Here is a 21956-nt window from a genome sequence, read left to right on the forward strand (position 1 = left end):
TCGGATGGGAAGAACGGTTCCCACATTCAGACTGCTTCTCGAATCCACCATATCTGGGTGGGGGCAGTACAAGAGGGCCCTGAGACCAAAGGACAAGCAGGTGTTCGATAGACTCGTGAACAAGGCGCGGGCGCATTCGTCCGCTTGCTCATATGCGAACCGCATCGATCCCATGGAGAGCATCTTCATGTCCATAATACTCGAGCTGCAGAAGGAGATAGATACGCTCAAAGAGAGGGTTCGGAGCACAGAGAAATGAGAGGTTGGCTGTTCGATGTCTACCCAGACTACGACAGGAATCGCATGGTTTGCTGGTTGAAGACGGAGAGTGGTGTAGACAAGATAGTCGATGCGGATTACTTTCCCAATTTCTACGTGCACGGCGAGAGGAGACGGCTCAAAGAAATCGAGGACTGGCTCAGCTCCGTTCCCGTAAGAGATGTCTCATTCGAAAGAAGGAAGCTGAGGCTTGGAAGCCAGGAGCTCTTCGATGTCCTGAGCGTCACGCCTGCGACTTACTCGGACCTCAGATATCTCGCAGGAGAAATCGATTCCCGCGGTCGCTACAGGGATTTCACCCTCTACAATGTGGACATCCGACTGAGCCAGCGGTACACTATGGAGAAGGGGGTCTTCCCCATGGCCTTCATTGAGATTGTGCGCGATTTCATTCTTCTCGACGAGCAATGGGCGATTCACTACGACATCCCTCGGCTCAGTCGGGTGGAGATGGGGGTCAAGGTGCACGGTCGCTCAAAGATCAAGAGATTCAGCGACTCCATCCATAGCATCAAACTGGGCGATAGGATCGTGAGAGGGCGCGACGAGCGGGAGATGCTTCTGGAGCTTGCTCAGAGAATGGGCATGGTCGATCCGGACGTCGTGCTCACTAGGAACGGCGATTCGTTCCTCTTTCCCTATCTCCACGGGCGGGCCGCTGAGAACGATATTCTCGAGGAGTTCCAGCTCGGACGGGAGGCGAGCCTTGTCAGCCCGCGAAGAGAGGGCAAGTCGTACTTCAGCTACGGTCGCATTCTCTACAGACCGCCGAAGTACACATTGAGGGGGAGAATACACATAGACACGGGGGGCTCCTTCCTGCACATGGAGAGCGGGCTCTACGGTCTCATAGATCTCGCGAGAATCTCCAACATCCCTCCGCAGGAGATCGCCAAACTGTCCCCCGGAACCGCGGTATCCGCCATGCAGGTCAATCAGGCCATGAGAGACGGACATCCAGTCATGTGGAAAAAGAACCTGCCCGAGGAGTTCAAGACCGCCAAGGAACTGCTTGTATGCGATAAGGGCGGCTTCATCTTCGAGCCCAAGGTAGGCCTTCACGAGAATGTCCTGGAGATAGACTTCACGTCGCTGTACCCCAGCATAATGGTCCGATTCAACATATCGCCTGAAACGGTTCTGTGCGAGTGTTGTCCAGACTCAAATCACAGAGTTCCAGAAATAGGGTACCATGTTTGTGAGAAGAAGATCGGGCTGATTCCCCGCGTTCTGTCCCCCGTGATAAGGAGGCGGATGGTCTTCAAGAGACTGGCCAAGGAGAAAAGAGAAGAGAGAGCGAAAGAGAAATCAGACATTCTGAAATGGCTTCTCGTCTGCTCGTTCGGCTATACGGGCTACCGCAACGCGAGATACGGGAAGATAGAGTGCCACGAGTCCATAACCGCCTACGGTCGTGAGATCCTCCTCAAATCCGCTGAGATTGCCGACCAGCACGGCTTCGAGGTGCTTCATGGCATAGTCGACTCCCTCTGGCTGAGGGGCGAGGGCGATGAGCAGAAGCTCATAGAACACATATCTGGACACATAGGAATCCCTGTTGAGCGGGAGGGAGTGTACAAGTGGATTGTGTTCCTGCCCTGCAAGACGTTCGACGTCGGGGCCATGAACCGCTACTACGGGATGTTCGAGGACGGCAAGATGAAAATCCGCGGGATAGAGGCCAGAAGGCACGACACGTGTGAGCTGGTAAGGAGGGCGCAGATGGAGATGCTGGATGTATTTGCCAAGGCAGAGAGTGTCAAGGAGTTCAAGGAGAACGTCCCGGAAGCCCTGGAGGTCCTGAGGAAATGGGTCAAGCGGGTACGGAAGGAGGACGTAGACCTTGAGGACCTCATCCTCACCCTGAGGATCTCGAAGAGCTTGAAGGAGTACAGCGTCTTCAACAATCAGGTCGCCGCGCTCACCCAGCTGAAAGAGGAGGACGTGGAGGTCCACCCCGGTGAGGTGATTCGATTCGTCCTTTTGGACAGCGAGAGCAAAATCGCGGATGAGAGACTGAGAGTCGCTGACTTGCTGGAAGGGGGGGAGACGTACGACAAGGAGAAGTACATCGAGCTTCTCTGCCGAATGGGCGAGACGCTCCTTCAGCCCCTTGACTACAATCGGAAAAGAATCGCCAGGCTCATGACCGAGGACCAGGCATAATTTGATAAGCTGGCGGAAAGATGAGCGAGAAGGGCTGATTCGCCTTGCGCGAGAAGATGGACGAAGTGGAGATCGTAGAACTGCTCAACATACTCCGGAAAAGAGGTTACTGGATAGTAGAGTCGACAGACGAGGTCGTCGCCACCAGGCCAATATCCAAGACGAGGTACCCCAGGTTCCACCTCAGGATATTCAGAGAGAACGAGAGAGGCCCGCGGATACTGGATATCCACATAGATTGGGAGAGGCCCAGGCACTCACAGTTCTGGGGCAAATGCAGCACAGCAGAAGGGAACACCATCAAGAAGGAGATGGAACTCCTGGGAGAGGAGTTTCGCTCGCTCGGAGCGCTCTCTCAGCAGTGATGCCCGATTGTCTTGGACGGCCCGCTCATTCATGATACGCTTTTTCCTCGACACCCTCTTCGGACTGGGTCAGAACCGAGACTCGCTGCTCCGCGCCTCTCAGCTTCTCATCGCAGAGCCGGAAGAGTCGGATCCCCTCCTCGAACTTCTCCATTGCTTCGTCCAATGAGAGCTTCCCCTTGGAAAGCGTGTCCACGATATTCTCCAACCGTTCCAGAGCGTCCTCAAAGGCTATTTCTTCGGTCGTCTTTCCACCTCCTTCAGATTCCTTACGACACAGTAAATCTCACCATCCCTGACCATAACGAGAACGTCGTCCCCCAAGGTCACGGATTCGATCGTCTCAATCACGTCCTTGTCCGGCAGCTTCATCGCGATGGAATACCCCCTGTCCAGTGTTGCCAGTGGGTCAGCGGTCCCGAGAATGCCGCCCAGCTTCCTCAGGCCTTCTCTCTGAAGGCTCAGGAATGACTCCAGAGCCCGGTTCATCTGCAGGAAGCGGTCATCGAGCCTCTGGGAGTGTGCCCTTATCTGGTCGAGGACCACATCTGATGAGAGGCTCGACTCCAGCCTCCTGATGTCCCTCCTTCTGGACTCGAGCATGTTCCTGAGACCCCATACCAGGCTTTCCCTGTCCGTATCAAGAGACGTGTGCAGTTCTATGATGTCAGGAGCCACGAGCTCTGCGGCTGCACTTGGTGTGGCTGCTCTCCTGTCTGCCACGAAGTCAGCAATCGTGAAGTCCGTCTCGTGTCCCACTGCGGAGACCACGGGGATGTGGGAATCGAAGATGGCGCGCGCTACAGATTCGTCGTTGAAGCACGCGAGTTCCTCGAAGGCTCCACCGCCCCTGCCGACTATCATGACGTCGATGCCGTCGTACCTGTTTAGAGCCTCAATTGCAGAGACGATAAACCCTGGGGCATCAGCTCCCTGAACGAGCGTTGGCGCCAGGATGATGCCTGCCAGCGGGAATCTCCTGCCGAGGACTTTCACGATGTCGCGGAATGCCGCTCCTTTCTCGGATGTGACAACGCCTATCTTGACGGGGAACTCAGGGAGTAGTTTCTTGTGTTCCTCAGCGAAAAGGCCCTCCGTTTCCAGGAGTTTCTTGAGTCTGAGGAACTTCTGATACAGTTCGCCGACACCCTCGAGTTTGACTTCCCTCACAATCAGCTGATATGATCCGGATGGTCGGTAGACGTCTATGTCTCCGAACGCAACGATTTTCTGACCGTCCTCTATGTCAAGACCAAGACGCTCCGCGTCGCCTCTGAACAGAACGCACTTCAGGGAGGAATCCTCATCTTTCATGGTGAAGTAGCAATGGCCCTGCGCCGACTTCCCGTAGTTGCTCAGCTCCCCTCTGACAGCGACGCCGATGAGAGAGGGTTCATCTCTCAACAGATTGCGGATAGTGTCCGTGACCTCGGTCACCGAGAATATCCTCTGAGCCTCTTCGGGCATACTCCCTCCTCACGTTTCCGACTTCAGCAAAGATAAGAGAGGTTGGTTTAAGTATGTTTCCTAATATCGTCTGGGTCTGCCAGATTTCCTTCGAGTGACACCTCACAATCCACGAATTCCAACCTGTAGAGTATCTGTTCGAGCGTCTTCTCCCGATCTCTTATGGGCACCGCCCACGTCTTCAGAACGGCATCGAACCGCTTCTCGGGAAGTGCTTTCATCGTTCTAACAATCTGCTCATCGTACTCAAAGGAGATCTGGTATTCAGCAGAGTTGCTCCTTATGTGAACGACTGGCAACTTCTTCTCGATGTCGACCTTGTTTATCAGCAGTTCCTCAATGCTCGGGTCAATCCTCAGCAAACAGTTCGCCGCTTCGAATTCCTTCACGACATACTTGTAGTGATGGAGCGGAGCAAGCCACTCCTTCGTTTCCGAGTCAAACCTTCTCTTCTCTAGACTTTTCGCGACCTTCACCAGATCCCTGTCGTAGTCGAACTCGATGGAAACCTCGTCCCCCTTCCTCGTGATCAGAACCTGCTTCACGTTTCACCCCTATGAAGGAGTTGCTCTCCGCCTACTTAAAGCTCCAGAAGGGAGGGGTTGATGAAAGTGTTTCAGATGAGTGCTTTCCTGCAGGACGGGCATCTTTTCCTGCCCTTGACGCACGCAGAATGATATACGGAGCCGCAACTCGAGCACTCGACCGAGAATGTGCCTAGGTTTATCTCCGCACCACACATCCCGCACTCATTGGACGGCGGCAGGACATCTGACCTTTCCGGCCCCGTCTCCATACCCTTTGGTCTCACCAGGAGTGATGTCAGTACCACGGACGCAACGATGGCTATCGCCAGAATCAGAATGACGAGAGCTAAGTCGAGTTGCCCAAGGCCAACGGCTCCAACGTCCACGACCACGTCGTATGACATGTCTAGAGGACTTCTGGGAACCACGAACGAGACTCCTCCGACCCTCCCCTCATACGAGGCGTTTATCTCCACCGTGTCCCCGGCCTGCATCCATCTGGGGAAGACTATCTCAAAGGTGTATCCACTCCCGTTCGTCGTTCCCTCAAGTGTCTCAGACGTGTCGACGTTCCTCATGATGATGGTTGCGTCCACTAGGTTTCCGCCCTTCTCGTCCCTCACCCTTCCGTGAACAGCGATAATCCCCTCAACGCAGAGAGCGTCCTCATACAAGACGGGATCCCTGGACATCTCGTCCGACATGATTGTTGTGTAGTTCCTGAGATAGCCAGTATCATTGAAGAGGTAGAAGTAGTAGTTGTAATAACCAGGGACCAACGGACTGTAGACGATTGTCTTGGGCTCCCCCAATGTCACGTCAACGCGGCCTTCCTTCACGAATTCGTCCGACCTGTAGATCTCGTATTCCACATAGCCATCGATTTCGCTCGTGAGCGTGACAGCCATCGTATCGTTGAGGAAATCCCCATTCAAGTCCAGGTTGCTTCCAACGATGTCGAGGATCGATACGTTCTTCCCGGAGGTCGAGTAGTAGTCCAGATACTCGTCCCAAAGCGTGTCAACGCTGAATGCGAGGTCGTTGTACGACGTCAGCACCTGTGACGTGGGATATGACAGGGATATCCCATGGGCGTCGATGAGCCTGACCCCCTTGGCGTCCTGCTCATTGTCCCAGTGTCTCTCGTACGCGACCGCAAAGAGGACGTGGGATTTCACCACCTCGGCCTTTCGCTCGATCCTGACGCTGTCGACGTGGTTGATGAGCTCGTCCGCCAGGTCAAAAAGGTCCCTTTCGTCCACCTCATACTTCTCTGTGGCGTCCCAAGCTGACCTTATCTCTTCACCGAAGTATGGAATGAAATGGTACATATCCCAGACGAGGTCGTCCAGCGATTCGGCCAGGCTGTCAATCCTGGTCGCATTGATGCTGGAAAGAATAGCGGAATATGAGCTCATCCCCTCGTACTCCTCGATGAATGAGTCCACGACCTCTCTTGAAAGCTCCAAGGGTGTCATGGATGGATCTGCAACGAGGGGGCCGAGGAAGCCGTCGTACGCCCACCCGCGGGCGTCCTCGTCCTTTTCCGAGCCGACGATGAAGTCAACATAGTCCCTGATCTCATACATTATCTCCAGCGTGGTTCTGCACGTATCGAACCCCACGATGTCGAGCCTTCTCCCACCGTTGTCCGCAACAATCTGCTGGAGAGCTGCCCCAAGTTCTGGCGTTGTCAAGTAGTTGGAGGAGTTCGACTCGTCCTTGACCAGACCCTGCCAGCTTAGTCCATGGTCCCATAGGACGAGGAAGTAGTGGTCCGCTGGAAAGCCGCCCATCGCCCAGTCCACGAAGTCCACGAGCGTGTTGGGGTCGTCCATGGCGGCCTCCCCGATGTCCTCTATCTGGTAGCTAGGGAGAGGTTCGTCGCCCTCCTGAACCAGAAACCTCTTCGTTGTGGTCCAATCCGGGTTGGTTGTCGCCTCTTCAATCTTCCTGTCGTACTGAACGACGATCTTCACGTCCTCGGTCGAGCCGACCTGAGCCATCTCCGCGAAGTCGAGAAGGCTCATGTCCTCCAGATTGTTGTCAGCGGCCATGTAGACCATTATCGTCCATTTCGTACCCTGGGCTCTGCCTTCCTGGGTCAGTGAGAGACCTGCAAGTAGGAAAGTGAGAATGAGAAAGAAAGCCAGAACCCTTTTCATCATTGAAATCATTTTCAGTCCAGTATTTAAAACAATCGCGGTTGTTCTAGCCGAGCAAATCCGTCGACCTGACCAGGGGTATGAGTTCGACTCCGATTTCCCCCAGGTTCTCCTGGCCGCCCTCCTCTCTGTCAACGACCACAACTGCTTTCTCCACGGTGGCCCCTTCCGCCCTGAGCTCCACAATCGCCTTTCTCAGGCTGTTGCCTGTCGTGGTCACGTCCTCGACGAACAGGACATTGTCCCCTTTGACCAGTTCTCCCTCGAATATCTTTCCGGTGCCGTGCTCTTTCCTCTTCTTTCTCACGATGATGAACGGTCTATCGATCTTCATGGCTACCGCCACAGCGATTGGCACGGCCCCGAGCTCGACGCCTGCGATCCTGTCCGCGCCTACCGCGTGCGGGGCGATCTTCTCCGCGATCTTCTCCAGGACCCTGGTTTCCGTAATCGCCTTCTTTATGTCGATGTAGTAATCACTCTCCTCGCCAGAAGCGAGGGTGAACTTGCCGAATTGCAGAGCTTTGGTGTTCTTCAGATCGTTCACCAAGTCCCTCACGTCGGGCTTGGAACACTTCACACAGACACCTGCGATGGCTATGATGCAGTCGCCGCACACCGATCTGTGACAGCTGATGCATTCATTCCTTGCCTCCCTGATACCGCAAACCTCACACAAAGCCATTATACTCACCACGGGACGTCTTTCTTACCGAGTCTGTACCCTAGGACGTTGACAGCTCGATGCATCGGAGGGGTAATGAGGACTATGAATATCAAACCTATGATGGCACCGTCAAGGACGTAAGTCCTCAAGAACCACCCCGTCTCGAGAATGAGTAGGAGAATCGTCGCTCCGATGAGGAAATCATACTGATCCAGACCTGGTGTCTTGGCTCCTCTCTCGATTCCCGCCCTGCGCTTTATGAAGCTTCCAAGGATGTCGCCCAGAAGGGCTCCACAGGAAAGGAGGAATATCAGAAGAGCCGCTTGGAGCGGGGAGCCGAAGGAGAACTGTCCGATTCCCGCAGCCCATGCGGAAGTGTGCTGTATCCCTCCGATGAGCATGCCGGAGAATGTCCCGCCTGCAAATCCCCTCCATGTTTTCCCGTCACCGAGGAGCCTCCTCCCATCCTTCAACCTCAGGCCGGAATCCATGGGCTTGCCCCCACCGAACAGCACGGCGGAAGGATTGGCGACGTAAGCGGGAATCAAGAACCAAAATGCTTGAGCGAGGATCAGAGGGATGTCCATCAAGATGGTAATATCATCGGGGCATAAAACCGTAATGAGTGCCCCCAGGACCTCCCTTTCTGAGTGCGGCTGGTTCGCAGAGTTGATAACCACTACAACACGGTTAAATATCTCTGGACGAAGATTACTGAGAGATGAGTGTAGAGAGGATCGCAACATATATCGATGGATTCGACAAGGCACTTGGAGGCGGCGTGCCGAAGGGGCACGTAGTGCTCGTGTGTGGTACGCCAGGGACGATGAAAACCTCTCTCACGTTCAGCATCCTCTACAACAACGTGAAGAACAACGGATCGAAGGGTCTCTTCATAGCCCTAGAGGAGGGACATGATTCCCTGAAGGGCGCTATGGAGGACTTGGGAATGAAGAACATCGACGAGCTGGAGCTGTACGTACTAGATGTGGCCAAGATCCGAATGGAGCACAAAGAGGAGGAGCTGACAAAGAACTGGATCGAGATACTGACCAAGTACATCGAGCAGAGGGTCAGAGAAAGCAACTTCGACATGGTTGCCATCGATTCTCTCGCTGCCCTGTACTCTCTGGCACAGCTGACCAACCCCAGAAGGGACCTTTTCCACTTCTTCGGATTCCTTCGCGGGCTCGGAGCGACAACGTTCCTCATCTCTGAGATACCGATGGGCTCGGACAGGCTTGTCGCATATCAAGAAGACTTTCTGTCAGACGGCATCCTATACCTCAGACAGTATGAGGTCGGGGAGACCGACGTGCAACTGAGGATAAGATGCGTCAAGATGAGGAGGACGGACCATGAGCGGGGCTACTTCACGCTAATGAAGTCCGACGAGCATTTCATGGTGACCAGCGCCATCACGGAGTAGTTCTCTCTCCGCGAAGAACCTCTTTGTTTCTTCTACCGGATCATCGGTCCGATCGAGGTTCTCGATCTTCCTCTGGAATGACTTCGCCCTCTTGTCCAGTATCACTGCGACCCCAATGTCGCTCTCTTTCCTGATCAACCTTCCTATGCACTGGAGGATCCTCCTCGTTGCGGGGGCCTTCATGGCATAGTCCCAGCCCTTGTCGAATTTGATATCGAAGTATCTGAGCAACGACCTCTGCTTGGCGGTGGGTTTCGGATACGGAATGCCGACCAACACGGCCATCTCCAGCTCCTTGTCCGGGAAGTCCAGACCTTCGCTGATCCTCCCGCCCATCACCGCGAACAATACGCCGGAGCCTGTCTTGAAGCCGTCCACGGTCTCCATCAGCTCGTCATGCGTTGAGTCTCTTCTCTCGACGAACAGGGGTCTTGAGATCGCCTCTCCTATGTCAAGGAACTCCTCCAGCCTGTCGTGACTGGGGAAGAAGACGACGATGTTTCGCGGGATGCTTTGCACGAGGTTCAGGATATGGCTCTTCAGTCGAGGGATGAGCTCTTCGCTCGAGCGGAGTTCCTCGTACCTCGTCGTCACATCCTCGACGTACAGGACACGTCTGTTCTCCGAGGGGAACGGACTGGGGAACGTTGCCAAGGTCGTCGATTCAGGCAGACCCAGAGTCTCCTTGTACTGGACAAGTGGTTCCAGTGTCCCCGACATGTGCACCGACGCTTGGCATTCGGCCACCATCTCTCCGATATGCGATGGGTCGAGGCAGTACCCCTCAATCCCGATGGAGTCGCCGGCATTGGCGAGCTTGACGTAGGACGATGCGTCCATGGACGTCCAGAAACTGAGAAAGGCACCGAGGGAGAAGATGAATGATCTGGGGAGCTTGCCGTCCTCTTCCCTCTTCCGCCTTATGACTTCACCATAGCTCATCAGATTGTGAAACAGGGCTTCCAGCTGTATCGATGTCAGAGTGAGTTTGTGCATGAGATCCTCTTCGAGCTGATTCGGGGGGAGCATGCCGTCGTCTTCCTCCACGTAATCCGCCACCAAGTGGAGGATCGTATCGTACAACACGTCGCAGAACCCTTTTACTGTTCTTGTCCCGAGCACCTTGACGTCCCCGAACTTCTCTGCCTCCCTCATGGCCAGTCTCAGGGAGTGGAGCGTCAGGCGGGCGGATCGCATATCCCTCGCGTATTCCGGCAGGTTGTGGGCCTCGTCGACGATCAACACCAGATCCCTCGTGTCGACTCCCATCCACTCGAGAAAGGCCGATCTGATACCGTAGTCGAAGAAGTAGACGTATGGGCAGGTGACCAAGTGAGCGGAGGGAATGAGGAGTTTGGACGTTTCGTAGGGACATATGCCCAGTCCTGTGCATTTGCCAAAGAACTGCTCCATTGTCGGGATCTCCCTCTTGGCCCAATCCTCTATCCCCTTCAGGTCCGCGTTCAGCAGATTGGAGTAGTGCTTGCACCCGCCCCTTTCTCCCCTCACAGTCATGGTCTTCTTGTGGCTGCAGTATCTCATCAGCTCCTCGGGGCTACCCTCCCTCAGACGTGGATTGCTCCTGACCGCGAGGCAGGTCGAGTGCCTTCCCTGGAACCCCATGCCAAAAACGCCGCCGATGCGACGCATCTCGACGATGACCTGCCTCTGCTGGGAGTTCGTCCTTACGAGGTACAGGACCTTCTTGCCCTCCGATACGGCGAGCTTCAGCGCCGGATACAGCGCGCATACGGTCTTCCCCGACCCCGTCCCTGACTGCAGGACGATGTGGCCTCCTTGGAGGGTTCTTTCGATGGCCTGGACCATATCCTTCTGATGCTTGCGGTAGCTGTAAGGAAAATGCATCCAATTGAGTGCTGCTGAAGGATTCTATATATGGATGTGAGGGAGGTCGGTGAAACTGGAGCGCTGAAACCATCTGCCGTGATATCGCGCTTCTACGTTCAACGATGCCCCTTGACACCGAGGGGTCGCTCAGGGAACTTATGGAGATTGAATACCGCAACATCAACGCGGGCGGATAACCCAGAGGTTCCTCTTACCGTGAACCCTCGTCTCAGAACGCCCGCCTACTCGTTCTCCTTTCTCGTGCCCCAGATGTTCTCCGGAACGTCATCGTATATCGAGGGGGTGTCGTCCGGTAGTATCTCTCTCTCCTCGGCGGATCTCACCAGTTCGAGGATCTTCTCCTTCCGGAAGAGCCAGTAGTGTATCCTCCATTCCCTCCCATCGTAGAGCGTTGTCTCCTCTCTCTCCGTAGTCAGAAGACCGGAGTCCTCGAGCATATAGAAGGCATCCCTGTCCTCAGGTTCCAGGATGTTGTCTATGATCCTTTCGCTATATCCGAAGAAGTTTATCACGCGGTGAGCGATGTCCCTGGCATCCTCGTCCTTCATTCCCTCCCTGTCGATGCTGTTCCTGATGGCCTTGGTGAGGGATTCCACCGTTAGAGTGCCAGCTACGCCTCTACCCAGCTTAGTGTGAATTGCCAATCCTATACCCCGCTTGTATATATTGGTGAACGAGTCTATATAAACATTTCGGGAGAAAGCCTGGTGGTGATTATCACTCTCCAGAAAAATGTGAGGGAGCCAGCACAGGAAAAGGATAAATCATCACAGATACATTACATAACCAGTCAAGGTCCACTCTGCCGCAGGGGACCGCCGCGCGAAAGGGAGAGGAGGATGCCTGGAAAGACTCTGAGAGACGAGGTCAAGGAGATACAGGCGCAGCTCGCCAAACTGCAGAAGAGACTTGAGTCTCTTGAAGGACTTGAGGAGAGGCCAACTGCAAGGATAAGAACGTACATAGACGGTTTTGATGATCTCATAGGGGGCGGCATCCCTCGAGGACACGTGTGTCTCCTTTCAGGCCCTTCCGGTGCAATGAAGACCTCCATCGCGCTCAACCTGCTGACGCGCAACAGCGAGAACGGCGCTAATGCGCTCTATATCTCACTTGAGGAGACGAAAGAGAGTCTGCAAGAGACCATGCGATCCATGGGTTTGAGCGAGGATTCGGACTTCATCGTTGACGTGGGAAGGCTGAGAACTGAGCACGAGGACATGGAGGAGACGGGGGACTGGATAGAGGTTCTCAAGGACTTCATCACCAAGAGGAAAAGGTATCGCAAAGTGGACCTCCTAGTCATAGACTCCCTAACGGGCCTTTACTCTTTGGCGGGGCTGGACGAGCCTCATAGAGATCTGTTCCACTTCTTCGCGTTTCTGCGGAACCTGGGAACCACGAGCTTGTTCATATTCGACCAGGGAGAGGAGGGAGTGTACCCCAATCGTGAGGATTCCATCGCCGACGGACTGTTTCACGTGGGCTTCCACTGCTTGCAGGGCGGCTCGGTCGGACTGAAGCTGAGATGCGCAAAGCTGAGGCATACAAAACATTCAATAGATTACCATGAACTAAGATTCGAAAACGGAAGATTCCTCGTGGGGCCTCTGTCTAGTAGCTCCCTCTGAGCTTATGACGGTCCACCTTGACTCCGCCCGGCGTCGCTATCAGGATGCCCTTGCCGATGCCTGCCACATCTCCACCGGTGTCACGGGCCACGGACTTCAGCTCGTTCGTTATTCTCTTGAGAGCCAGTTCATCGTTTGCTATCGAGTTATAGTCCACAATGAGTATGTTGCCGTTATAGACGTGGGCCGTGAGCTCATTGATGTCCTCATACCTGTAGACCTCGGCCACCTTCACCATCGACTTAACGCCTGTACCGAGTGTCGTCGGAACGTCCTCGAAGGTCATATCACCCAGATCGATGTACTGGTCCGTCTCCTTGACTGCCCCTTCCTTGAATTTCTTAAACGGCTTTTTGATGAAGCTCATCCTATCCCTCTGATGGGGCGGATATCGTGAACCTTCGATATAATAGTATCGTGACTGGAGGGGGAGGAAATCTCCACTGGGTTTTCCCGGGAAGGGAGGACAAGACGTCGATTCGGATCTCGCGTGCTCTTGCTAGAATGTGTCCAGGGCCATCATGCAAAAGGCCCCGCCGAAGTCGTACAGCTCGGAGAGCTTCTTGTTGGAGAGCTCTCGCACGAGGGGCGCGACCATGACCCGCCCCCAGGTTGTGCGATTGAGCTTGTAGCCCCTTCTCTCGAACCTCCTCCGTGCTAGCCTCGAAGTCTGAAGATAGGTGAGAACATACTTCTCTGCCGCTCCGGCCTCCACCAACGCCATGATTCTGTCAAATGACCTTCCGTTAGAGCATACGATCTCTCTGACAGTGACATCGTCTTCACCAGGTGCTAAGACGACATAGCCCTCCGCCTTCTCATCCTGCACGAACATGATGTTCTCTCGGGTCAGCGGCGAAGTGACGATCTTCTTGTTCAAGAAAGCGCGTTCCCTGACAACAAAACCCAGAAGCCTCCGAGTCCCGTGCCGATAGAGCCTGTCGGTTCTCCTCCAGTCCTTCTTGCGATAAGGGCGCAAGACCGTGTCCTTCGGTTTCCTGGCGACTTTAACGAGCTTCTGGGCAGAGGAGAAGGAGATGGCGTCGAAGTAGCCGAGCTTGCGGTACATGCCATAGGCAACGAGGAATTCGGTAGTTAAGAGGAAACTGATGCGTATGCCATTGTCTCGAAGAATGTCGTGAGCGGCTTCCATGAGGGTAGTGGCAATTCCCTTACGGGCCTTCCCAGGAACGACCGTGACTCCGGCGATGCCACCCACGGTTTCCTCGCCCTCGCTGGTTCGTGTCCGTATCTTTAGAGGAATGACCTGTCCGATCGTCCTCCCCCGTTCGATTGCATACACGCCAACAATGTCCATCCAGCGCTCATCATGCTTCAGATACCTCTTGACGGCTGCCTCTGTAATGGGCCAGCCGAAGGCCTGGAGATTCATTGCCAATACTTCATCGTGATCGGTCTCATCGTAGGATGCAATCCTCATGCGTGATGCACAACTTCGCTTCGATATTTATTCATATCCCACGGCCTCGAGAACTGGAGCTAAGAATCAAAACCCTTAAGAGAGCCTATCTGCTTCTGGCAGAACCATGTACGACACGATAATCGTCGGTGCCGGTCCAGCGGGACTCACCGCTGGGATTTTTGCCACGTCAAGGAAACTGAGCACGTTGGTCCTGGATGCCAAGGTGGCGGGCGGACAGCTCAAGTTCCTCTACCCAACGAAGGTCATCCATGACTACCCATCCCACCATCACATTGAGGCGAGGAAGCTCGCAGAGCTTCTGGTCGACCACGCGAGAGAAAGCGGGTGCGACATCCATGAGAACGAGGAAGTGAAGATCCTCAAGAGGACGGACGAGGGGCTGTCGATCACAACCGACAAGGGTGAGTACGAATCGAAAACGGTCATCCTGGCATTGGGCATGGGTCTTTTCGAGCCCAGGAAGCTAGGCGTTCCAGGAGAGGAGGAGTTCTACGAGAAGGGCGTCTACTACCGCATCAGAAGCGCGGAATTGTTCGCCGGCAAGCACGTCCTCTTCGTCGGCGGGGGAGACACCGCCCTCGAGATGGCTCTTAGCCTGGTAGATGTTGCGGACAAGGTTTACCTGGCGCATAGAAAGAATATGTTCAGGGCGATGGAGACAAACGTTGAGGCCATCGAAAAATCCTCGATAGAGGTTCTCTTCAACACGGAGCTGAAGGAGATACGCGGTGACAACATCGTCACAGAGGTTGTGGTTTTCAACAACCAGACGGAAGAGGACACAACGCTCCCACTGGAAGTCATTATCGTCAACATAGGGTTCTCTCCGAAGCTCGAGAATGTGCAGGATTGGGGCATAGACCTGGAGAAGAAGTCGATAGTGGTGACCACCGACATGAGGACCTCCATAGAGGGCGTCTTCGCCTGCGGGGACATCGTCGCCTATCCTGGCAAGGACAAGAGGATCGTGACGGGCTGCGGAGAGGCCGCCACGGCAGCGACTTCCGCCTACAAGTACATCAAGAAACCGTACTGGGCCTAGTCCTCGTCTATCTTCCAGATGGCGTCGCCTACGTGATGAAGGGACTCCAGCGCCTTTCCCTTGTTCCTGGACACCATCTCCTTCCCGCTCATCAGCGCAACTCCGACTGCGAGAGGTTGGAGGTTATTCTCGTCCCTCACCCAAGCGAGGTCGCCCTCTGAGATTGCTGGATCCGCATCTACCACGCCTGGGGCCATGACATCGGCCCCGTTGTACACGAACTTGACGGCGCCCATATCCACTGTCACGAACCTGTTGGCGGGATTGTACTCGAGCAGCCCGCGCACAGAGAGGAAAGCCTGCCCTTCGATGATAATCCCAAGAACCTTTCCGCCGACGTACACGATGTCCATGTCCTTGAGACTCGCGACATCGATGCTATCGGAATCCGAGAAGACCGGACAGTCCATGGCCCGCTCGAGGTCCTCCACGATCCTCCGCACTTCCTTCTGGCGAAGCCTATGTCTCTTCCTCGGCCTCACCTTCGTGGTTTCTCCTCCTCCGGAATAGGACAAGAACTGCGATTGATGCGATGGGGATTATCATATCAGTGAACTCGGGAATGGGTTCGAACTTGATTTGCGTCGAGGAGTCGAACTCCCAGGCTATGTCGTTGAGATCGCATGAATAGATGGACGTGAGGTTTCCCTTGACGTCGGAATTCGTCGTTATGCCAGTCATGGCAGTCCAGGACGTTCCACCATCCATCGAATAGTTGCCAGTTATCTGATTGGACGAGTTGATCCACAGTGCATAGAGGTAGGATGAGCTGTTGTCGAGAGTGATCGTCGGTGATCTTCCCGAGTCCGTCGAATCGAGGGTCGTCGTTGACCAGCTTTCTGTGTAGTTCGCGTATTTCACATATCCGGAACTATCGATGTAGACCATGTGAATCTCCGACAACTCGACGACGGCCGAGGGGCCCTTGACTGAGGACGCGCCACTTGAGGTGTCTATACTGTCCACTCCTTGCCAGCCGCTGGAATCATGTTTTCTCCCCTCCAAGTAGCCATCGGCATACCAGAGCACGTACATGTCCGTGCTGGTCAGCGGAAGGACAATCGGATAGACGAATCCGTTTGACACATCAGAAGAACGCATGATTTGTGGGGTGCTCCAGCTGCTGATGTCTTCAGGGCTGTCTGAGTACGTAACGTTGACATTGAACCCGCTCGACGAGTTGTTAGTTGTCGCAGCAATCCAGACATGTCCCGACGAGTTGACCGCTATATATGCGGCCTTGAATTCCCTATCCAGTCCTGAGACCTCCACTGTCACCGGCGAATCCCATGATATTGTCGTTCCGGACAAGGTCCCTTTTGCCACAGAGACATATTTCGATGGCGTTTCGTTGTCAGCAACTACGTAGACTGTCGAGTCGCTGGAGTTGAACCATACCGATGCGTACTGCACGTCCACTATTGGGAAGTCGTCAGGTGGAACCCACGTCAATCCGTCCGCGCTGTACTCGTAGGAGATGTTGCCCAGTGTAGCGTTGTAATAGAAACTCCAATAGTATGACCCATCATAGAACAGCTTTCTCTGGCTCGAGAAGGCCGTGTTCGAAAGTGAATCCGATGTCTCTTCCACGAGGATTATGCTCCTCGTTCCACTCCTCGTGGACCAGTCCGTTGGCTCCCCTATCGAGTCCCTCTCCCCGCTCCAGTCCGTAGTGACGAAGAGAATGTTCGAATCGTTGAGCGGAACCAGGCTTGCCAGAGGCGCTGAGCACTCCAGTTGATGAGTGTTCTTCCTCACCAGAATCGTGGACCGATCGATGAACTTCTCACCGTCCCATTTACTTAGGAGACTCAGCTGCGGATTGACCTTGCCGTACTTCCCTCTGATCTCGATCAGGTAATCGTAACGCACCCCACCGGAGTAGTAACCGAACCAGTCGGACGAGTTGCTGTCTATGTAGATTCTGGTGACGTCCTGTCCTGTCGCTTCGCGGGGCACGAATACGACCCCGCTCGGTGGACCTTCCCCGCCCTCTGCTCTAGACTTGGTCTGGGGTGCCGCCGATCCTCCGAGAATGGTCCCCTGGGTCTTCAGATAGAAATACGCGAAGGCATCGTCCTTGTCCGCAGAGTATTCCGTGATGTCCACGTTCTTGTTCACCAAATCGTCATCGATTCCATCGAAGTTCCTGACAGTCCAGTCACCGAATAGCCCGTCTATCCTCTTCCCTGCCGGTTTGCTGCCGATGTAGGCTCTCGCTGGCTGCCCCTTGATTGTCACCGGGACCCTCTCACCGTCCATATCGTGAGCGTTCGCTTCTGTGAGCTCGAGTTCCCCGAGGTCCTCCAGTGTCGCCGCTGACGTGTCCACGTGAATGTATTCGGTGTAGGTTCTCCCGGCTTCCATCACGAGCGGGAGGAAGCTGAAGGGCTGGATTGAGATGTTCCCGGTCGCTGTGATACTCAACCCTTCGACGATGACGTCCCTGCCGAGGGCAAAGAAGTCCAGCCTGAGGAAAGCTTCGGTCCCGATTCCAAGCAACTCCCCGTCGCTGGACTGTGTGATGACCAGGGACGTGAGCCTGGGCCCGAACTTGACAGAAGTGAAGCACTCGCTTCCGTCGAAGTCAGTCGCGTAAATCAGAGCATCGAAGTCCTCGCCGATATCCATCGAAAAGATGCCGACCTCCATCTTGGACTCGCTGAGCCCGACAGAGGCGCTACCGGCGACCTCCCACGCCGACCAGTTGTATTCCGTCCCTCTGAAGACGGAGAACCGGGACTCGAAGACCTCCCTATCGCCTCCGAACACCTCGATCATGAAATCCGCCCCAATGTCACGCACCCGGTACCCGCTCGAGGCGCTCCTGTCCTCGTCTATGAACACGTAGAACCCATCGATGCCGTCAGGATCGTCAAGGATTTTAGCGGCGACTTCGACGTAGAAGTAGACATGGTTGCTATCAAAGACCGTGGAGTACTTCCATATGTTCACATTGTCGTTGTACACGATCTGCGCGTCGCCGAATCTCGGGACCTTGTCCCAGTCCTCGAACCTTGAGTCGATCTTGATCGGTGGAACGTACTCCTCCGTTTCCAGAATCATCACAGCTGCGGGGAATATGAGAAGAAAGAACACGACCAGGCTAAGGCCGATCTTGAGATCCCTCTGGAATATCACGCCGAACCGATTCCTCTTCAGGGGGAGCTTCATGTGACCGTTGGTGTAGCCCACTCCGTTAACCAAACCCTTCCCGTTGACCCTGCCCTTGGTGGCCGTGAGCGTGCCACCGTTCACAAGACCGTTCCCATCTACAAGGCCGTTCATTCCAGGCCTTGAAGAACCACCGTTCACGAAGCCCTTCCTGCCGTCCACACCCGACGATGCGTTCTCCTTCCTCGAAGAGGGGTGGGAGAGATAGGCCTTCTTGTTCATGGGAGGTCCTCCGGGCTTCGGTAGCCAGCGATAAGTCCCCCGCGCAGAGAGATGACGACGAGAGCAGTGCCGATGACAAGGACCGCGATGCCTGCCATCATGAACAGCGCGTTCAACCAGCCAAATGCACCATAGGCTTCACCGATGATGGGGATATTGTACCTGTCGTGAGCAATGGAACCGAGAGAGAGGACTGGTCCCCCTACTACGATAAGCACAGCGCCGAGATAGAATAGGGCCCTGTCCCTAGCGAGCCGGGATCGGGAGATTTCCGAGACCTCGCTTGGTGTCATGGTGATGCATCCGTCCAATCATGGCTGGCGATAAATAGGTAACGCCTCAATTATCAGATTACCCTGGGTCCGCGTGTCCCAATTCCCCCTTCTTACCCTCATTGGCTCCCACAGGGCTCGTGTCCAGCTTCATCGCGCGCTCCATACACACATCGGCGTCCTTCTTTCGTCCGAGGGCGTCCAGAGCTTCTCCCTTACGAAGCCAGGCCTCGGCATAATCCTCATTGATCGCGAGGGCGGAATCGAAGTACTCGAGGGCCTTCCCATTATGACCCAACTTCGCCAGAAGCTCCCCTTTCTCGGTCCAGTAGACTTCGGAATCTCCGTTCAACCCTAAGGCTATGTCCAACGCCCGCACGGCCCCCTTGAAATCTCCGGTCACGCTGAGAAGGGAGGCCTTTCGATGCCACAATAGATCGTTCTTCGCTTCGATGCGGAGGGCCCTGTCGAGGGCCTCAAGCGCGCCTGCCAGATCATCTTTCTTCTCAAGCACATAGGACTTGACCGAGATGTGCTTCGGGTCGAGGTTGATTGCATCGTTCGCAGCTCCAATCGCTTCATCGAAACGTCCCAGGTCGGCGAGGAGCCTGGCTTTCAGCAGCAGCATATCCTCAGAAGTCTCTTCCTCTACCAGGCGCCCGCACACGTCAAGGGCCTCCTCCTTCCGGCCAAGCACGTCGAGCGCCGTCGCCAGTGCACGGAGTATGTCCGAGGACTCGATGTCGTTGTCGATTGCTCTCTCACAGGTGGAGACGACGTCGTTGAGATCTCCCAAATCGGTGAGAGCCTTCGCCTTCCACTCGTAAGCTTCCCTGTCCTCTCTTATTTCCAGGAGTGCGTCGAAGCACATGATCGCCTCCTCATAAACTCCAAGTCTATGAAGCAGCTTCCCCTTCTCCAGGAGCGCATGGCGCGTATGCTGTTCCGCTCCAATCGCGAGATCCAAGCAGCGAAGGGCTTCGGAGAAGCAGAAATCCGCCTCATCGTAGTTGCCCATCTTGGCCATTACCCCTCCCCTGAGGGCCCATGCCTCATCGAAGGCTGGATTGAGGATGAGCGAGTTGTTGAGCGCGTCCCTTGCCTCCTCCAGGCGGTTCATGTCGAGTAGGACCTCCGCCTTTGCGAGCCACGCGTGGTCGTAGTTCGGGTTCAGCTCCAGGGACTGGTCGATCAGCTCGAGGCCTTCCTCCAGCTTGCCCATCTTGGCCATAGAGTACCCCTTCGCATAGAGCGCATAGTCGAAATCCGGCTTTATCTTGAGCGACTTGTCGTGGTACTCCATGCTCTCGCCAAACCTCTTCATCTTGTTCAGCGCGTTCCCGATGTTGTTCCATGCGATCTCATAGTCCGAGTTGACCCGAATCGCTTCGAAGAAGTAAGGAATGGACTCCTCATACTTGCCCAGATTGTAGTAGGCGTTCCCGATGTTGTTCCAGAGAACCTCATCGTCCTTGTCCATCTCGAGGGCCCTCTCGTAGCATTCGATGGCCTTCTCCAGTTCGTCCATCCCGTGATAGGTGTAGCCCTTGTTGTACCAGGCGTGTTTGTAACCCGGTCTAATCTCAAGCGCCTCGTCATAGCATTTCAGCGCCTCGTCGAAGATCCCCAGCATGAAGAACGTGAACCCCTTGTTGTTCCAGGCCTCGGCGTTCGCGGGGTCCAACTCCAGCGCCTTGTCATAGCAGTCTATCGCCTCTTCGAACCTTTCGAGAGCGTAAAGGACGTTGCCCATCCCGTTCCAGGCATCGGCGAAGTCGGGGTCGATCTCGACCGTAATCTCGTAGGCCTCCTTGGCCTTCTCGAACCGCCCGACGTCCTCGAGGAGCGAGGCCTTGCGGAACCAAGCCGCCTTGTCACTAGGATCCTCCTTCACCATCTGGTTGTAGACGTCCACGGCCCGTCTGACCTTTCCTGCCTGGGCGAGGGCCAACGCCTTGTCATATCTTGCCAGCTTGTAGTTGGGGTCGATGCTGATGGCCTTGTCGTAGCACTTGACCGCCTCGTCATAGGCACTCAGATACGAGTGCGCATTGCCCATGTTATACCATGCAATCTCGTACTCCGGGCTGAGGGCCACCGCCCGCTCGTAGCACTCAAGCGCCGCCCTGTGCTCACCCAAAGAATCCAGTGCCACGCCTTTGTTGTTAAAGACGACTTCGTCATCAAAACCGAGCTCGACCGCCTTGTCATAGCGGGACACCGCATCTCGGTAGTTCCTCTCATCACACAGGATGTTGCCCCGAAGAAACTCCTCCTCCGCTCTGCGCCTGTCTGTGGCCTTCTTCCCTGTGACGACCAGAAGGTTGAACGCCGAAGCCGTGGGCAGCCGCATCACTAGAGTCAAGAGAGAGTCCATCTTTTAAATGTTGTCTCGAGATTCTGGAGCGGGATACTGGAAATCGGGCGCCAATCGAGAGCGGTTGACTGCGATCATGGACCTTTCGGCCTTTGCGCCCAACAAGCGCTCCCTTTGCATATCTGGCTACCCGAAGTCAAGTTGGTCATTATTAAATACTCGGAGAATCATCTGCACATTCCCAGAGCCTCCAAGGAGAGAACCACTTGTCGGCGCATCACACGAACAACGTAGAGGATTTCACGAAATCCAAGGCCATGGAGTTGCCCAGGAAGGTTGTCATCGGACACAGTGCAATCCTCGAGGTTGGGAGCGTGTCCGCTGAGTTGAACATAGGAAGCAAAGCCTTGATTGTCTGCGACCCAACCACCAAGGGGATCGCCGGAGACGAAGTCGCTGAGATACTCCGTGGAGAGAATTTCTCTGCTGAGCACTACGTCATCGAGGATGCCTCCATGGAAATCGTCGACTCGGCGGCGGACCGCTTGACCGACGGTGGCTTCGACTTCGTGCTCGGTGTAGGCGGGGGCAGGCCCATCGATGTAGCGAAGTGCTCCTCGAACAAGGTCGACTTGCCCTTCCTGAGCGTTCCCACCGCAGCCTCCCACGACGGCATCGTTTCATCAAGAGGATCGATCAATAGTGATGGCGGGAAGAGATCTGTAGCGGCCCGCACGCCCCTGGCGGTGATAATGGACACTGCGATTTTGGCAGAGTCCCCCTACAAGCTCCTGGCGGCCGGCTGCGGGGACATCATATCTAACTCCACGGCGGTGAAGGACTGGATACTGGCAAGGAAGCTCAAGAATGAGTACTTCAGCAGTTACGCGGCCTCCCTGTCCAGGATGACCGCCAGTCTG

The 21956-nt window shown here is 55.1% G+C and carries 21 protein-coding genes; 7 read left to right on the top strand and 14 right to left on the bottom strand.

What is annotated here, in order from left to right:
- Positions 1-4 precede the first annotated feature (4 nt).
- The 3 genes from LN415_05080 to LN415_05090 are packed head-to-tail and all read left to right on the top strand — an operon-like array spanning position 5 to position 2810.
- A complete protein-coding gene (locus LN415_05080; GenBank protein ID MCJ2556465.1) occupies positions 5-259 on the top strand; it encodes a hypothetical protein in 255 nt (84 codons plus the stop codon).
- Positions 256-2445: a hypothetical protein gene (locus LN415_05085; protein ID MCJ2556466.1), complete on the top strand. Its 2190-nt coding sequence runs from the start codon at positions 256-258 to the stop codon at positions 2443-2445. The genes LN415_05080 and LN415_05085 overlap by 4 nt, the downstream gene beginning before the upstream one ends.
- Before the next feature lie 44 nt (positions 2446-2489).
- Positions 2490-2810, top strand: coding sequence for a hypothetical protein (locus tag LN415_05090; protein MCJ2556467.1), 321 nt, complete (start codon positions 2490-2492; stop codon positions 2808-2810).
- 25 nt (positions 2811-2835) lie between these two features.
- Here the strand turns inward: LN415_05090 and LN415_05095 are convergent, their stop codons facing one another.
- From LN415_05095 to LN415_05120, 6 genes are all read right to left on the bottom strand, one after another.
- Positions 2836-3090, bottom strand: coding sequence for an exodeoxyribonuclease VII small subunit (locus tag LN415_05095; GenBank protein MCJ2556468.1), 255 nt, complete (start codon positions 3088-3090; stop codon positions 2836-2838).
- On the bottom strand, positions 3042-4277 hold the full coding sequence (xseA, locus tag LN415_05100) for an exodeoxyribonuclease VII large subunit (GenBank protein MCJ2556469.1): 1236 nt from the start codon (positions 4275-4277) through the stop codon (positions 3042-3044). The genes LN415_05095 and xseA overlap by 49 nt, the downstream gene beginning before the upstream one ends.
- A 47-nt stretch (positions 4278-4324) precedes the next feature.
- Positions 4325-4822, bottom strand: a complete 498-nt coding sequence (locus LN415_05105; protein ID MCJ2556470.1) for a hypothetical protein — start codon at positions 4820-4822, stop codon at positions 4325-4327.
- Between the two features lie 71 nt (positions 4823-4893).
- On the bottom strand, positions 4894-6972 hold the full coding sequence (locus LN415_05110; GenBank protein MCJ2556471.1) for a clostripain-related cysteine peptidase: 2079 nt from the start codon (positions 6970-6972) through the stop codon (positions 4894-4896).
- A gap of 43 nt (positions 6973-7015) precedes the next feature.
- Entirely contained in the window at positions 7016-7654 is a 639-nt protein-coding gene (gene pyrE / locus LN415_05115; GenBank protein MCJ2556472.1) for an orotate phosphoribosyltransferase, read from the bottom strand.
- Between the two features lie 5 nt (positions 7655-7659).
- On the bottom strand, positions 7660-8223 hold the full coding sequence (locus tag LN415_05120) for a CDP-2,3-bis-(O-geranylgeranyl)-sn-glycerol synthase (GenBank protein MCJ2556473.1): 564 nt from the start codon (positions 8221-8223) through the stop codon (positions 7660-7662).
- 134 nt (positions 8224-8357) lie between these two features.
- Here LN415_05120 and LN415_05125 point away from each other — a divergent pair, with 134 nt between their 5' ends.
- Positions 8358-9065, top strand: a complete 708-nt coding sequence (locus LN415_05125; protein ID MCJ2556474.1) for an AAA family ATPase — start codon at positions 8358-8360, stop codon at positions 9063-9065.
- Here LN415_05125 and LN415_05130 read toward each other — a convergent pair.
- Together LN415_05130 and LN415_05135 are read right to left on the bottom strand one after the other, a co-directional pair.
- Entirely contained in the window at positions 9015-10931 is a 1917-nt protein-coding gene (locus LN415_05130) for an ATP-dependent DNA helicase (protein MCJ2556475.1), read from the bottom strand. The two genes, LN415_05125 and LN415_05130, sit on opposite strands and share 51 nt — an antisense overlap.
- A gap of 224 nt (positions 10932-11155) precedes the next feature.
- On the bottom strand, positions 11156-11578 hold the full coding sequence (locus LN415_05135) for a hypothetical protein (protein MCJ2556476.1): 423 nt from the start codon (positions 11576-11578) through the stop codon (positions 11156-11158).
- Here LN415_05135 and LN415_05140 point away from each other — a divergent pair.
- Complete coding sequence (locus tag LN415_05140) at positions 11567-12565, top strand: AAA family ATPase (protein MCJ2556477.1); 999 nt, start codon at positions 11567-11569, stop codon at positions 12563-12565. The two genes, LN415_05135 and LN415_05140, sit on opposite strands and share 12 nt — an antisense overlap.
- Here the strand turns inward: LN415_05140 and sepF are convergent.
- Together sepF and LN415_05150 are read right to left on the bottom strand one after the other, a co-directional pair.
- Positions 12549-12932, bottom strand: coding sequence for a cell division protein SepF (gene sepF / locus LN415_05145; GenBank protein ID MCJ2556478.1), 384 nt, complete (start codon positions 12930-12932; stop codon positions 12549-12551). The two genes, LN415_05140 and sepF, sit on opposite strands and share 17 nt — an antisense overlap.
- 132 nt (positions 12933-13064) lie before the next feature.
- The gene (locus tag LN415_05150) at positions 13065-14006 is read right to left on the bottom strand and encodes a GNAT family N-acetyltransferase (GenBank protein ID MCJ2556479.1); all 942 of its coding nucleotides are present in this window, start codon (positions 14004-14006) and stop codon (positions 13065-13067) included.
- A gap of 106 nt (positions 14007-14112) precedes the next feature.
- Between LN415_05150 and LN415_05155 the strand changes: the two genes are divergently transcribed.
- Positions 14113-15051, top strand: a complete 939-nt coding sequence (locus LN415_05155) for an NAD(P)/FAD-dependent oxidoreductase (protein MCJ2556480.1) — start codon at positions 14113-14115, stop codon at positions 15049-15051.
- On the opposite strand, the gene LN415_05160 is transcribed toward LN415_05155, so the two are convergent.
- The 4 genes from LN415_05160 to LN415_05175 are packed head-to-tail and all read right to left on the bottom strand — an operon-like array spanning position 15048 to position 21075.
- Positions 15048-15533 carry an RNA-binding protein gene (locus tag LN415_05160; protein MCJ2556481.1) on the bottom strand — a complete coding sequence of 162 codons (486 nt, stop codon included), beginning with the start codon at positions 15531-15533 and terminating at the stop codon, positions 15048-15050. The genes LN415_05155 and LN415_05160 overlap by 4 nt on opposite strands.
- On the bottom strand, positions 15511-18447 hold the full coding sequence (locus LN415_05165; GenBank protein ID MCJ2556482.1) for a hypothetical protein: 2937 nt from the start codon (positions 18445-18447) through the stop codon (positions 15511-15513). The genes LN415_05160 and LN415_05165 overlap by 23 nt, the downstream gene beginning before the upstream one ends.
- Entirely contained in the window at positions 18444-18740 is a 297-nt protein-coding gene (locus LN415_05170) for a hypothetical protein (protein MCJ2556483.1), read from the bottom strand. Before LN415_05170 ends, LN415_05165 begins: the two co-directional genes overlap by 4 nt.
- Before the next feature lie 58 nt (positions 18741-18798).
- Positions 18799-21075 (bottom strand): tetratricopeptide repeat protein, encoded by a 2277-nt coding sequence (locus LN415_05175; protein ID MCJ2556484.1) that lies wholly within the window; start codon positions 21073-21075, stop codon positions 18799-18801.
- Positions 21076-21302: 227 nt separating this feature from the next.
- Between LN415_05175 and LN415_05180 the strand changes: the two genes are divergently transcribed.
- Positions 21303-21956: iron-containing alcohol dehydrogenase (locus LN415_05180; protein MCJ2556485.1), on the top strand; the 654-nt coding region annotated here is incomplete at its 3' end.

Source organism: Candidatus Thermoplasmatota archaeon (genome assembly GCA_022848865.1).
In the GTDB taxonomy this organism is placed as follows: Archaea; Thermoplasmatota; Thermoplasmata; order RBG-16-68-12; family JAGMCJ01; genus JAGMCJ01.